Raw genomic sequence first — 13,810 nt, 5'->3', positions numbered from 1 at the left:
GGTTTAAATATTTTGTTTAATATTACTCTTGCTGATTATTATTGTTTTTATCCGTATCTGATTCGCTAGGATTCCATATTTTAATCTTATCGGTTTTGTTGATGCCCTGAACCTCAACAAAAAGACCGTCTGAAAGGCCAAGTTTTATAAAAACTTTTTTAAATTTATTATTAGGCTGTAAAATTTCAACAAACGGTTTATCATTTTCATACTGTATAAGAGCTTCTCTTACAGCAAGTATATTTTTTCTTTCATTTAATATTACTTCAGCATTAGCGCTATAGCCTGCTCTGATGGTAACATTTTCAGGTTTTAAAATATCGGCTTTGATTTCATACTTAACAGCCCCGTTTTCTTCTTTTCCTTGTGGAGAAATAAAAGAAAGTTTACCATCAATACTTTTATCCCGTAATGCGCCTATTACAATTTTTAATGGCATTCCTTCTGTCATTTTTCCAGCATCAGATTCATCAACTTTTCCCTCAAAAATCATTTTACTTGTATCTGCTACTGACGCAATAGTGGTTCCTGCGTTAAAAGTATTAGCCTCAATTACCTGGTCTCCTACTTCTACAGGTACTTCCAGAGCAATACCATTAGCTGTGGAACGAATTTGAATACTGGCTAGATCTTCAAGTCCGGGTGCAATACCGGTTCTGGCTATTTCATATTCCTGTTGGGCTTGTTTTAAAGTTTGTTGAGCCATTTTATACTCGGTTTCCGAACTTTCATATTCCTGTTGAGAAATAACTCCCTGACTATAAAGTAATTTTTGACGGTTAAAAATTCTTTGTTGGTTATTTAGCTGAATTTTAGCTGAATTAATTGATTGCATTGCCGTATTGACGGATGCTACCACAGGAACTACCCTTATAGTGGCTATAAGTTCTCCTACTTTTATTTCATCACCCTCTTTGACAAATACTTCTTTTATAATTCCGGAGATATTGGGTTTTATATCAATTTTTTCTTTTGGATTTATTTTTCCGGTAGCTATCGCTTTTTGCTCAATAGTCGTTATTACTGGCGTCTCAGTTGTATACTCCGCATTTTCCTGGGTATTGGTTTTGATGACATACCATAGGCTGTAGATTAAAAGTAGCAAAAAAATAATTAGCAAAGTAATCTTAAGAGCTTTATTTTTCATGACCAGTTTATTTCTGTTTTTTTAATACTATAATTAATAAGTATAATAATTCATTATTTTGTTACGCAAAGATAATTTTTTTATTTGGGAATAATTGTGTTAGACAATTTTTTGAATTGAAGCCTGAACTGAAATTACGAAAATATAAGGTAAACAATTAACAGAAAAAAGAATTAAAAAAATGTAAATGTTAAGATTTTAATATATTTGTGAGAGTAAATACCAAATGTCTGCCTTGATGGATTTTTCAATGCCAAATAAAATATTACAATTATATTGGGGATATCAGAATTTTAGAGATCCACAAAAAGAAATTATTGTAAGTATTTTGGAAGGCAATGATACCATAGCTCTTTTACCGACCGGGGCGGGGAAATCAATTTGTTACCAGGTTCCGGCGCTGATGGGACAAGGAACCTGTATAGTAGTTTCTCCTTTATTGGCACTTATTAAAGATCAGGTATTTCAATTAAAAAAAAGAAAAGTTCCTGCCGCCTACATTTCTTCAGATCAGACGGCTGAACAACAGACAGCTTCATTCACAAGCTTAAGGAATGGAGAATTAAAATTATTATATGTATCACCCGAAAGACTGCTAAACCGTACTTTTCTTGAGATAGTTAAGGATATTGAAATTTCTTTTTTGGCAGTTGATGAGGCCCATTGTATTTCGGAATGGGGAAATGATTTTAGACCCTCTTATCAGCAAATTGAAGATTTTAGAAAATATATTGGTTATCAGACACCTTGCATGGCATTAACTGCCACTGCTACTGAAAAGGTTTTAGGGGAAATTATTAAAAAGTTGAATCTTAAAGATGTACAGCTTTATAAAAAGTCATACGAAAGAAAAAATCTGGCTTTGCAAATAGTTAATACTCAGGATAAAATTGGCCAGATTGAAAGGGTATTAAAAAAATATAGAGGCTCAGGAATTATTTATTGCAGAACGCGTAATGAAACCAGAAATTTATCTCAGCTTTTGAAAAGCAAAGGTTTTGATGTAGATTTTTTTCATGCTGGATTACCTGCTCACGAGAAAGTGAAAAAACAAAAAGAATGGACGAGCAGTGATTCAAAAGTATTAATATCAACTAATGCTTTCGGAATGGGAATTGATAAAGAAAATGTAAGACTAGTTATCCATCTTTCTCCTCCTTATTCATTAGAAAATTACTACCAGGAAGTGGGTAGAGCAGGTAGAGATGGAAATTTATCTTTTGCTTTCCTGTTTTGGTCAGAAAGTGAATTTTCCGATATTTCATCGGTTTTAACTTCTTCAATACCTACACGTGCAGATTATAATAAGATTGTCCGTTACCTGTATTCCTTTTACGGTATAGCTCCTAACGAATTGCCTGAAAATATTTTTGATTTTGATTTACAGGAATTTCAGAAAAGAACAGAGCTTTCTCAAAGTAAAATTATTTCCGTCTTGGAATATTTAAATAATTCTGGAGTTTTGCAGTGGAAGTATGATACATCCGATAGTTTAATTCAGTTGAAATTTCCTGTTGAAAGATTAGATTACCATTCATTTGGCAAAGATTCATTTCTTATGGAAAAAATTGCCAGAATTATCACCGGTGTTTTTTCATATCAGGTTAAAATTAATGAAAAAAAATTATCTGAAACACTAGGGATTTCTTACGAGCATCTTCACAGTACCTTTATAAAATACAATTTAACGGGAGATATTAGTTATGTAGATGGAAACAGGCAAAAAATATATTTCCTCATACCCAGAAGTGATACACTTATTTTAGAGGATTATTGGAATAAATTCCGCCAGATTCAGGAAAATAAGCTATATAAGTTTAGGGAACTTGAGTTTTTTATTCAGAATAAAAAACATTGCAGAATGAGGCTCATATTAGGATATTTCGGAGAAAGGGCTAAACATGATTGTGGTAAATGTGATGTTTGCATACAAAAAAACAAACCCAAATTATCTTTGAATGAACTCTTAAATTTTATATGTATTGAGCCAAGGACCCGAGAAGATATATATACAGAATTTGATTCCAATTCGGTAGCCGAGATTCATGAGTACTTGCAGGAACTACTATCAGAAGATAGGATTAAGTTATTAAATTTCAATACATATTCTATAAATTGACTTTTTTAAAAAAATATGTTTTACTTTAGCTTATAAAAGTGTATGGATATAAAAATAGAACCTTCATGGAAAAAAATTCTGGCTTCCGAATTTGAAAAACCGTATTTTACTTCATTAATTGAATTTGTTAAAAATGAATATAATACTTATACCTGCTTTCCTAAAGGTAAAGATATTTTTAAAGCTTTTGACCTTACCCCTTTCAATCGGGTAAAAGTTGTTATATTAGGACAGGATCCCTATCATGGCGTAGGTCAGGCGATGGGCTTATGCTTTTCGGTTCCAGAAGGAATTGCTTTTCCACCTTCATTAAGAAATATAATGTCCGAATTAAAAACTGATTTAGAAATTGATTTAAAATCAGGGAATTTAACTTCCTGGGCAGAACAAGGGGTTTTTTTACTAAATGCTACTTTAACGGTCAGGGCGCATGAAGCAGGCTCTCATCAAAAAAAGGGCTGGGAAACTTTTACGGATTCAGTCATTGAAAAGATTTCAGATGAAAAAGAAAATATTGTATTTGTACTGTGGGGAAGTTACGCTCAGCAGAAAATAAATCTTATAGATACAAATAAGCACTTTATAATAAAATCGGTACATCCGTCTCCATTATCTGCACACAGAGGCTTTTTTGGCTCTAAACCTTTCAGTCAGACTAATCAGTTATTGGAGGCTAAAAAAATAACCCCTATTCACTGGTAGTAAATAGGGGTTATTTTTTTAGATTATTTATTCAACTTATTCAGAATCTTTTTGATTTTTCAATTCTTTTTCAAGTTGTTTCATTATTTTTTTCTCGTTCTTTTTGTATAACTTCTTTTCTTTTCTACTCATATCCTCATAATTTTTTTCAAATAAATCTGAGGTGTTACCAACATCGTCTTTGGTAATCTGAATAGTTTCGTCCAATTGATTATCAGATGATTCAGTTACTTTAGGGTTTGTTTCGACAGGTTGTGTTTGAATAGCCGGTTCTTCAATTTCTTCGATAATGATTTGTTTGGTTTTTCCTTCTGAATCCGAAGATTTAGTATCAACAACAGGATTATCTATTTGTTTTTGAACAGGTACGTCTTCAATTTTTTTAGTTTCTGTAGTTATGATTTTTATTTGAGAATCTGTAGCCTGAGTACCTTTTGTTTCCGGAACTTCAATTAATTCAGTCTTTTTACTATCATAAATAACAGTTTTTTCAGGTACGCTGGATGATTGAGCTTCTTTTGCCGGTTGAGAATTCTCTTTGTCGTAAGAAGTGATACCGGTTCGGGTAACTATTTCGCTTTTTACAATGGTTCCGTCAATAATATACCAATATTTGTTTCCTAATTCATCCTGAGTCATAATGACATCATTGGGTGATGAAAAAGAAGAAGATGAAGGAACACCTGAACGTGAATTGCTCGCTAATAATTCTATTTTTCCGTCTACTTCTCTAAAAGCTACGTCCCCGCTCGAAGAAGGTCTTACCTTATTATTCTGGGCAAATATGGAAAAACTTATTAATAATGAGAAAATAGTATAGTTTCTTTTCATAATCATTATGCATTAATCAATTATAAATATTTCAGTGTACTAAGGTACTGAAATATTTTTTATTTGCAACAGTTATTTTTTTATAAAAAAAACGAATTTTTCAATTTTAATTCGCATTAAGAGATAAATATACTTCTTCTATTTTAGAATTGGAAACTTGTGTTATTGAGAAAGTTTTATTTTCGAATTGAATTTCACTTCCTTGTAACGGAATATTTCTTGTTAAGCTGATAAGAAAACCACCCAACGATGAATATTCGTTACTTTCCGGTAAATTCAGATTATATTTTTGATTAAGATACTCAATAGATAGTTTGGCAGAAAAACAAAAATGGTGAGAATCAATTTGATTATCTGTGCAATCTGATTTGTCATGCTCATCTTCAATATTTCCGAAAAGTTCCTCTACAATATCTTCCAGAGTTATAAGCCCCGAAGTTCCTCCATATTCATCAAGAACAACCGCTATAGTCCGGCTTTTTTTTAACATACGGTTCATAATTTCCTGCACAGAAGATGTTTCATGTACAATTTCAATCGGCAATAGTATGTGTTTGATGCTTTTAGGCATTTTAAACAAATCAAATATATGAACATATCCAATAACATTGTCTATCACATTTCTGAAAATAAGAATTTTAGAAAAACCACTTTCATTAAATGCTTGAGTTAGTGTTTCAATTTCTTCTTCCACATTTACGGCAATAATTTCTTTTCTGTGAATCATACAATCCCTGGCCTGTAAATCTGAAAATTTTAAAGCATTTTTGAAAAAATGAACTTCTGCATCGATGTGAGCTTTATCAGAAGAATTTTCAATTTTTTCATCAATAAAACACGATAATTCTTCTTTTATAACCAGTGGAGTTTCTGTATCAGAGTTTTTTTCCTCAGTTGTCATCAGGAAGAAAGTCAGAAATCTGGATAAGAGTAACGTTAATGGAGATAAAATTATGTAAAACAGAAAAGCTGGAGGAGATAAAATTTTTAGAAGTGTATCAGAATAAGCAGTGAAAATAACTCTTGAAACGAAAATAAGTATTAATAAAAAGCTGAAAATTAAAAATAATGTCAATAAAAGGGAAATATATTCAGAATTATTAATCAATAAAAATCCCTGTCCCAAATGAAGAATAGAGAAATATCCTAAAAATACTATAGAAATGATGTATCCTGCTGTAAGTGTTGCTAAATAACGTTTGGGATGATCGCCCAGGTAAACGTTTAACTTAGATAACCAGAAATTTTTTTTTCTTTCTAATTCAAGAAGCATCCTGTTGGAATTAAGAAAAGCCTCTTTCATACCGGAAAAAAAGAAAACACAAAAGGTGGATATTATAATGATAGTCATTGTAATATTTATTGTTTCATATCATTATTGTATGGGAGCGTTCCTGAATTGTTTTTAAGCTTAAAATTTTTAAAGTCTTCAGAAGCTTCTATCCCTTGGGTTGAAATATTAGTAGTAACTCCATCACCTCGATATATGCGTACCGTATCGTGAGTAAATATTTTCCTGTTGTTTTTGTCCCAAAACAAAACATTTGTTTTTAAAGTGTCATTATCTGAGTTAATAATTACCACATTGTTTCTGGCTTCATACCAACCGGTTTTTTCAATAATTTTAGCATAATCTGCTTTTAAATGACCGGGTTGCTTTTTATCTTTTTCGTGAAAATCCATATCAACTCCTTTAGGAAAAAGAGTATATGGGGTTTCAGAATATTCGTACTCCTCAATTTCCGGAGCCCTTAACGTGATGGTCGTATAAACGGAATCCGAAAGTATGAGTTTCGCATTGAATATTTTACGGGAGACAAAATTAGTGCTTTTTTTTCCCAGTTTATTAGTTGAATCATCGGAACAGGATACTGAAACTATATAAAATACGCCAGCAAGCAATAAATTAAAAGCAGAAAACAACCTGATTCTCATGTTATTATGTAATTGCAGGATTTATTTTTTAATCATACTGTCTTTTTCTAAACCAAAGATCATCAAAGTTGAATCCTACTTTAAAGTTAAAAAAGTTCTCTTTGATTAATCCATTAGATGTAGTCCCGCGTTGTCCTACTTCTATTCCCAGGTTTAATAAAGAAGGATCCTGTCTTCCGGCTTTTCCTAATGGAACACCTACACCGGCTGTAACTCCATACTGATTAATGGTGTTGTTATACAACTCTATACCGGTATTTTCATAATAAACACCATATCTGTAAATAACTCTTTCAAAATAAGACCTAAAACCATTAACATTAGGTAAAATCCAGCCACCTAAGGAAACCCGGTATTTATTTTTATATTCTAAGTTATTTTTTATGTCTTCAGGAATGGATAGCTTGGATTGATTAGTATATTTGAAATCAGCTGCCAATGACCATTTCTGCTCTTTCCCGTAGGCAACTCCTAATGAAAAAGAAGAAGGAAGCTTGGTATCATGATCACCTCGCGTGTATCGAATTGTATCCACGGAAGTTTTAGCTCCGTCAGTGTTGTAGTAGTAACTGGAATATAAATAGTGAACGCTGGTGCTTACATCATGACCAAGGGTAAAAGTGGCACCGATTTTTAACAAATGATCACTTGGTAATTTTTTAAGGTAGGCAGCTCCTAAAGTGTAATCGAAAAAACCATATTGTTTTTTATTGGATATTCCTGAAATAAGAGTCGAGCCCTCAACCGAATTTTCCTGTTCTTTTTTAAGCTCTCCCCAAACATAACCTATTTTAGCACCTAATGCTAATTCATCGGTAATGTTATAGGAATAAAATCCGCTGAATGAATTTAAACCTCCCCTGCCACTTAATACTGATTTTTGGTTTAAAGTAGTCTGAGTATTAATATTCATGTCATATCCCATGTTGGTGTAGGGTTGTAGACTTAAACCGGCTCTGGATTTATCTCCTATAGGAAATGCAATTGAAACGTTGGCTAAGTAAGTCGTCGATCGTCCACTGCTTTCCGTTGAAGTTTTCGCTTTATTATAATCTGTATTAACTCCCAGATTAAAGCTGGTAAAACGAAGATTCATATTAGCAGCTGGATTTGCAAAGTTGGCTTCATTAGCAAAGTCAGAAATGTATGAGGTACCTATTCCTCCCATTGAGGACAGGGTTAAGTCTGAATTAATTTTACTTTCTCCTAATCCTATAGATGAATAGGCAGAAGTAGAAGTTTGCTGTGCATAAATACAATTAGTGAATGCAAGAATTGATAATATTCTGATTATTTTAATTTTCATTCAGTGAAATTTATTTCAATGTGCAAAGATGTTAATAATGTACCGATTATAAAAATAATTGATTACAAAAATTATGTTAAAGACTTTAACGGAAAAAAAAATTAAATATTTTTTGAAAAATATTTTGAAGTTAAAAAATAAGCTCTATCTTTGCAATCCAATTCTGAGGTACCTTAGCTCAGTTGGTAGAGCAAAGGACTGAAAATCCTTGTGTCCTTGGTTCGATTCCAAGAGGTACCACTTCAAAAATCCATAATCAATTCTCTAAGAAAAGATTATGGATTTTTATTTTACATAGTATACAACGAAGTGTACAACCAAAATTATTTTACTAATCACGTGACATTTTACTTTTCAGTAGAAAACAATTCTTAACTCTTTATTGATAATATATTTAAGAGAAATAAGTTTTCCTTTTGTATAACTATTTTGTATAAAAACACAATGAAATACTATACAGAACAATAATAGGTTATAGCAGTAACCAAACGAGAGCAACTAAATAAAAAAGTTGAAAAATTTTAGACTAAATATGAAATGGACAGTGCCACACCTATCAAAAGAAATTGAATTTCTTTTTTGAAACAAGGTGGCTACTCTCTCTCTATATATATAGACTCTAATCTCCCGAATTTAAAGTTTTTTTATCTTATATAATTTTGAATTATATTTGAAATAAAATATTTGTTATGTCTAAAATGGATAATTTAAAGATAGGAGAGTATATTGAAAATCTAAAGTGTGAAAGTTTCTTCGAAAAAGAAACTAATAGAGTAAGAATTAGAGCCCTAGATAATCAAGATGCACCAACCCATATTTTAATAGAGAGTAGCAAGGTGTATAGGGATATTAAAATTTATCCAATAGGTACTCAATTTGTTATTAAAAGGGTAAAAGTTTGTCTTAAAAATAAAGATGGAGAAATAAGTAGAAAATATCTTAGTGCTAAGGGACAAGAGTTACAAGAATATAAAAAATAAACTTAAAAGCTTCAACAATTTCTTCAAAATATCCTTAATATCGAGTTATATATTTATTACTCTTCTATAAATTTTCTACTATTATTTAATTGTAGATTCTGCTATTTTAAATTCTATATTCATTCATTAATTAGGAACAGAATATATATATGTTAAAAAATATATTATGTTTTCTTGAAATAGAAGAAGAAACTAGAATATTTATCATTTTAAATATCCAAACATAGATGAAGATAAATTTTTAGCTTATAAGAAAGTTCTAGGTAAGAGGCTTAAATCAATACGTGAATCCAAAGAAATATCTTTAAATGATTTAGCATCTCTATGCAACTTAGAAAAAACAGCAATTTCAAGAATTGAAAACGGAAGAACTAATATTACTTTTAAAACTGCTTTAATTCTGTGTAAAGCTCTGGATATTAAACTAAATTATTTTTTTGATATTTAATTTATATTGAAAATATTGATTGCTAAAAATTTGAAATAGTTGAAAATAGTTATTAATTTTAAAAAGGAAAAGTACAAAAAACTAAATGTCTATAGAATTATAGTAAATTTGTAAAAAATAAAGATTGGGAAGTATTCAGCTAAATAAGTTATTAACCAAATTAGGCTTAATAAATGTAGTTTTCTTTAGAAATAAAGAAAAAGATACTTTTGATTTTGATTTTCATACAGATATTAAAAATAGAATAAAAACTATTCAACCAGATGCTATTTATGTTTTTAATAAACAGCCCTTTATTTTATTTTTTGATTTAACAAAAGACAATAATTCTATTCGTGAATATGAAATTCACAAAAAGGTTTGGTCTTTTGATAGCTCTCCAATAATTTTTATAATTAAAAAAACTGATATTCAGATATTTAACGCTCTAAACTATATAAAAAATGAAAATAGTAAAAGCGGTCAACTTGAACAATTAAATTTAACAGAAGAAGAAAGAGATGATAAATTTTCATTCTGGAATTTACAAAGTGGAGAAACATGGAAATGGTTTCAGAGTAGCTATTTAGAGAATAAAAAGAAAAAAGAAACTAGAAAAAGGGTTAATGAAAGACTCTTCCAAAATATAAAAGAAGTTAGACATTTTCTTGTAGACGAAAATAAACCAAATAATTTAACCGAAGAACAAGCTAACTCTTTAATATTAAGGTTGATATTTATCCGGTATTTAATTGATAGAAAAATTACAATAGATGAGAATCTTATTTCTGGAGAAACAATCAATGATAAAAGAAAAAGCTTTAGTGAATTAATTAAACAACCTAAACGTCTAAATCAACTTTTTATTCATCTAAATGATAAATTTAATGGTGTTCTATTTAAAGAATCAGACATTCAACTTGATCAATCTCAAGCCAACTTTTTAGCTAATGTTTTTAGGGGTGAAGTAGAAGAACAAGGTTCTTTATTTGAAGGTTACTTTTTTGAAATTTTTGACTTTTCTATAATTCCTGTAGAAGTAATTTCTGGTATATATGAATCTTTAATTAATGATGAAACCAGAAAATTAGATTCAGCAGTATATACACCTTCTTTTTTAGTTGATTATATTTTAAATGATACTGTTGAAGACTATTTAAATGAATCTCAATCTTCTGAATGTACAATTTTTGAAGTGGCTGTCGGTTCAGGGATTTTTCTTGTGCAATCATTACGAAGGATGATTGAAAAAGAGATTGAACTGAATGGGAAAAACGATAAAGAAGGATTCAGTAATAAGATAAGAGAGATTGCTAAAAATAACCTTTTTGGAATTGATATTAATAGAGAGGCTTTAAAAGTAACATGTTTTTCAATTTATATAGCTTTATTAGATTACCAAGAACCCAAAGATGTTGAAAAATATCCTTTTCCTAATCTTTTAGATGAAAACTTATTTGAAGCTAATTTTTTTGATAGTACTCATAAATTTAATGAAGTAATAAAACAAAATTATCCAAAATTTATTTTAGGAAATCCTCCTTGGAAAAGTAAAAAAAGTGATAGTAAACACATAACTTGGTTAAAACAAAATAACAAAACTGTAGGTAATTTTGAAATAGCTCAATCTTTTCTTTTAAGAACAAAAGATTTTATGAATTATGACACAAAAACAGCTCTAATTGTTACAAGTACAGTTTTTTATAATGTATCTAATACAACTAAAAAATTTAAAAAAGAATTTTTAACTACTTACTGCATTGAAAAATTCTTTGATTTATCCCCTGTTAGAAGATTAATTTTTGAACAAAAAAATAGTCCTGCAAGTATTGTTTATTATAGGCTTTCTAAAGAAAAAGAATATTTCGATAATATTATAAAACATCAATCTGTAAAATCTAATCGATTTTTAAAATATTTCAAAATGTTGGTTATTGAAAAGTTTGACCAAAAGGAAATATTACAAAAACATTTTATTGAAAATGATTGGATGTTTAAAGTTGCATTATATGGTAATACACTAGATTTCTCTTTATTATGCAAAATATTGAAAATTGGAAAAACAAAAATTTTAGATTTATTAAGTATTGAAAATTTACATGCTAGTTCAGGCATTCTAAAAGGTACACCAAAAAATAATTATAATTTTTTGATAGGTTTACCAATAAACGAAAATTCTTCGATAAAGAAATACTACACTAATAATAGTATTACTACCTTAACTTCTAAAGATGTTTATTTAGAAGCTGGAAGACATATTTATAATTTTAATAATAATAAAATATTATTTAAAGAACAGGCTGAAAATGAAAGTGAAATAGTTGTTTCATTTAATAAAAATGCTTCTGTTTATAAAAAAGGGATTTTTGGTTTATGCAGTAAAGACGATGATTTATTAAAACAACTCTATTCATTTTTAATTTCCAATTTATATGAATATTACATATTTATTACTTCAGGTTCTTGGGGAACATCAACAAGACCTCAAATAAGATGGAAAGAGGAGTATCTATCGTTCCCTTTAGTTGAACCAAGTAAAAAAACTAAGATTAGACTAATTCAATTAACAAACCAGTTTTTAGATTCATACATAGAATTTTATAATCAATTTAGTTTTGGAGAAGCAGAAAGAAACAACTTAATTTTTAATGAAATTAATTCAACTATTAATAAATTATACGAAATTAAAGAATACGAAAAAGACCTTATTGATTATGTTTTAAATGTATCGAGATACCAATTTCAAGAAAGCAAACAACATTTGTTTACAAAAAAAGTAGATTCTAATGAAGAATTTCTTGAAAAATATGCAAATGTTTATATTCAGGAATTTGAAAAGATTTATGATGATGAATTCATACAAGTTGAGATTTATCCTTTAAATCATTTTATTGCATTAAATTTTGTCTTTTTAGATTCAAAACCTAATAAATCAATCATCTATCCTGATAAAAATGATGAAACAGAGGTCTTGAAAAGACTGGCTAATAACTTGATTATAGAACAAATAACAAATACTCAGGATGTAACAAAAAATTTATTTATACAAAAAGACATTAAAGGATTTGAAAGTAATTCATTCTATATAATAAAACCGAACGAATATAAGTGCTGGCATAGAGCTATGGCATGGTATGACGTTGCTGAATTTAAAGAAGCAATTCAAAAGGCTGAATTAAAACGACTAAATAGTAATGCTACCAATGATTAGTTCTGCTGATAATTTTAAATCTAACGTAAACAAATTGACTGAATATCGAATTCAGTTAATTATAAAGTATATAATCTATTGCTATCAGAAAACTTTAGCAGATAATAAAAAGTATGATTACTCAAAAAGAGGCAAAATTTCTCAAGAAAGTTATGTCAGGAATGGATTAGTAAATGATTATTTAGCTAAAACATATAATAAAGAATATTTTAAAAAGCATATTTCTGATAACCCTTTTGTTGAAATAACCTTTCATCCAGAAGAAACAAAAACTTACATTGATTCTGTTACAAATGAAGAACGAGATGATAAAATAGATATTTCAATTTGTGAAAGTGAGATTCAAAAATTATGGTCTAAAAAAACCGATGATGAAATAAAATTTGCTATAGAATGTAAAAGAATTAACGACTATAATGATTGTAATGAATACATTAAGGATATTAAAAAATTTACAGAAAGAAATCAAACAACATTCCGTCTGCCAATTGAAGGGCAGATAGCATTTATTGAAACTTCTTCACTAAATCATAACTTAGTTGCAGAAAATATAAATAAAAAATTAGAGGATAGTTCTTCAATACTTACTTTAGACTGCTTAAAACATTATCAAATAAATGATTTGTTTCAAGGTTCATACAAATCAAGACATAGAAAAAAATTTCAAGAGAAAGAGCCTTTTAAAATTTACCATCTTTTATTGGATTATTCTTCTATTATAATTAATATAGAATCTAAAAAATAACATATTATTTATCTAATTATCAAATACTAATATCCTTAATCTCATCCAACAACTCCAACTCAGGAAAAGGAATGAGTATATTTGCGAAATCTAAGAGATTGTAAATATCAATTCGTATATCCTCTTCTACTATCTCTTCTTTCAGGAATAAAGATTGTTGAGATATATCAACTAAGGCAGAAAGTAAACAACCTAAATCTGTATAGCTTTACATTTCTACATTTAAACAATATTTTCCACACTTATTTTTACGAATTGCTTCCAGATAGTTTTTAGCTTCTTTACACAGTTTCTCGCCCTATATCTAGCTATGTTAGTCATAACATTAATAATAAGCTTAAAAGCACTATTAGGCTTTCCATTTACTAAACTCTCTATCGCTAGATTATCTACTTTTAAAGTAATAT

Annotated in this window: 11 protein-coding genes and 1 tRNA gene; 7 read left to right on the top strand and 5 right to left on the bottom strand. The window is 29.1% G+C overall.

Features of this window, described 5'->3' with window-relative positions; translation table 11 throughout:
- Positions 1-22: 22 nt before the first annotated feature.
- The gene (locus EOV51_RS03000; RefSeq protein WP_128149717.1) at positions 23-1,147 is read right to left on the bottom strand and encodes an efflux RND transporter periplasmic adaptor subunit; all 1,125 of its coding nucleotides are present in this window, start codon (positions 1,145-1,147) and stop codon (positions 23-25) included.
- A gap of 250 nt (positions 1,148-1,397) precedes the next feature.
- Here EOV51_RS03000 and EOV51_RS02995 point away from each other — a divergent pair, with 250 nt between their 5' ends.
- Together EOV51_RS02995 and EOV51_RS02990 are read left to right on the top strand one after the other, a co-directional pair.
- The gene (locus tag EOV51_RS02995) at positions 1,398-3,266 is read left to right on the top strand and encodes a RecQ family ATP-dependent DNA helicase (protein WP_164875237.1); all 1,869 of its coding nucleotides are present in this window, start codon (positions 1,398-1,400) and stop codon (positions 3,264-3,266) included.
- A gap of 42 nt (positions 3,267-3,308) precedes the next feature.
- Positions 3,309-3,968 carry a uracil-DNA glycosylase gene (locus EOV51_RS02990; RefSeq protein ID WP_128149713.1) on the top strand — a complete coding sequence of 220 codons (660 nt, stop codon included), beginning with the start codon at positions 3,309-3,311 and terminating at the stop codon, positions 3,966-3,968.
- Between the two features lie 36 nt (positions 3,969-4,004).
- Here the strand turns inward: EOV51_RS02990 and EOV51_RS02985 are convergent, their stop codons facing one another.
- The 4 genes from EOV51_RS02985 to EOV51_RS02970 form a co-directional block, all read right to left on the bottom strand.
- Complete coding sequence (locus EOV51_RS02985) at positions 4,005-4,799, bottom strand: hypothetical protein (RefSeq protein WP_128149711.1); 795 nt, start codon at positions 4,797-4,799, stop codon at positions 4,005-4,007.
- 106 nt (positions 4,800-4,905) lie between these two features.
- Positions 4,906-6,150 (bottom strand): hemolysin family protein, encoded by a 1,245-nt coding sequence (locus tag EOV51_RS02980; protein WP_128149709.1) that lies wholly within the window; start codon positions 6,148-6,150, stop codon positions 4,906-4,908.
- A gap of 8 nt (positions 6,151-6,158) precedes the next feature.
- A complete protein-coding gene (gene lptC / locus EOV51_RS02975; RefSeq protein WP_128149707.1) occupies positions 6,159-6,734 on the bottom strand; it encodes an LPS export ABC transporter periplasmic protein LptC in 576 nt (191 codons plus the stop codon).
- A 28-nt stretch (positions 6,735-6,762) separates the two neighbouring features.
- Positions 6,763-8,040 carry an aromatic hydrocarbon degradation protein gene (locus EOV51_RS02970; RefSeq protein ID WP_128149705.1) on the bottom strand — a complete coding sequence of 426 codons (1,278 nt, stop codon included), beginning with the start codon at positions 8,038-8,040 and terminating at the stop codon, positions 6,763-6,765.
- Positions 8,041-8,207: 167 nt separating this feature from the next.
- Between EOV51_RS02970 and EOV51_RS02965 the strand changes: the two genes are divergently transcribed.
- The 5 genes from EOV51_RS02965 to EOV51_RS02945 all read left to right on the top strand — a co-directional run bounded on the left by EOV51_RS02965 (position 8,208) and on the right by EOV51_RS02945 (position 13,403).
- Positions 8,208-8,280, top strand: a tRNA-Phe gene (locus tag EOV51_RS02965).
- A 449-nt stretch (positions 8,281-8,729) separates the two neighbouring features.
- Positions 8,730-9,020 carry a hypothetical protein gene (locus EOV51_RS02960; RefSeq protein ID WP_128149703.1) on the top strand — a complete coding sequence of 97 codons (291 nt, stop codon included), beginning with the start codon at positions 8,730-8,732 and terminating at the stop codon, positions 9,018-9,020.
- A gap of 199 nt (positions 9,021-9,219) precedes the next feature.
- Positions 9,220-9,468 carry a helix-turn-helix domain-containing protein gene (locus tag EOV51_RS14930; protein WP_394343674.1) on the top strand — a complete coding sequence of 83 codons (249 nt, stop codon included), beginning with the start codon at positions 9,220-9,222 and terminating at the stop codon, positions 9,466-9,468.
- A 124-nt stretch (positions 9,469-9,592) separates the two neighbouring features.
- On the top strand, positions 9,593-12,658 hold the full coding sequence (locus EOV51_RS02950) for an Eco57I restriction-modification methylase domain-containing protein (protein WP_128149701.1): 3,066 nt from the start codon (positions 9,593-9,595) through the stop codon (positions 12,656-12,658).
- Complete coding sequence (locus EOV51_RS02945; protein ID WP_128149699.1) at positions 12,642-13,403, top strand: hypothetical protein; 762 nt, start codon at positions 12,642-12,644, stop codon at positions 13,401-13,403. The genes EOV51_RS02950 and EOV51_RS02945 overlap by 17 nt, the downstream gene beginning before the upstream one ends.
- Positions 13,404-13,810 lie beyond the last annotated feature (407 nt).

Source organism: Apibacter raozihei (genome assembly GCF_004014855.1).
Taxonomy (GTDB): Bacteria; Bacteroidota; Bacteroidia; order Flavobacteriales; family Weeksellaceae; genus Apibacter; species Apibacter raozihei.
This window is presented reverse-complemented; position numbering and strand designations above follow the sequence as displayed.

Bases quoted from the DNA above. Each gene is read 5' to 3' on its own strand.
- EOV51_RS03000 (WP_128149717.1), bottom strand. From the start codon at position 1,147: ATGAAAAATAAAGCTCTTAAGATTACTTTGCTAATTATTTTTTTGCTA.
- EOV51_RS02995 (WP_164875237.1), top strand. From the start codon at position 1,398: ATGCCAAATAAAATATTACAATTATATTGGGGATATCAGAATTTTAGA.
- EOV51_RS02990 (WP_128149713.1), top strand. From the start codon at position 3,309: ATGGATATAAAAATAGAACCTTCATGGAAAAAAATTCTGGCTTCCGAA.
- EOV51_RS02985 (WP_128149711.1), bottom strand. From the start codon at position 4,799: ATGAAAAGAAACTATACTATTTTCTCATTATTAATAAGTTTTTCCATA.
- EOV51_RS02980 (WP_128149709.1), bottom strand. From the start codon at position 6,150: ATGACTATCATTATAATATCCACCTTTTGTGTTTTCTTTTTTTCCGGT.
- lptC (WP_128149707.1), bottom strand. From the start codon at position 6,734: ATGAGAATCAGGTTGTTTTCTGCTTTTAATTTATTGCTTGCTGGCGTA.
- EOV51_RS02970 (WP_128149705.1), bottom strand. From the start codon at position 8,040: ATGAAAATTAAAATAATCAGAATATTATCAATTCTTGCATTCACTAAT.
- EOV51_RS02960 (WP_128149703.1), top strand. From the start codon at position 8,730: ATGTCTAAAATGGATAATTTAAAGATAGGAGAGTATATTGAAAATCTA.
- EOV51_RS02945 (WP_128149699.1), top strand. From the start codon at position 12,642: ATGCTACCAATGATTAGTTCTGCTGATAATTTTAAATCTAACGTAAAC.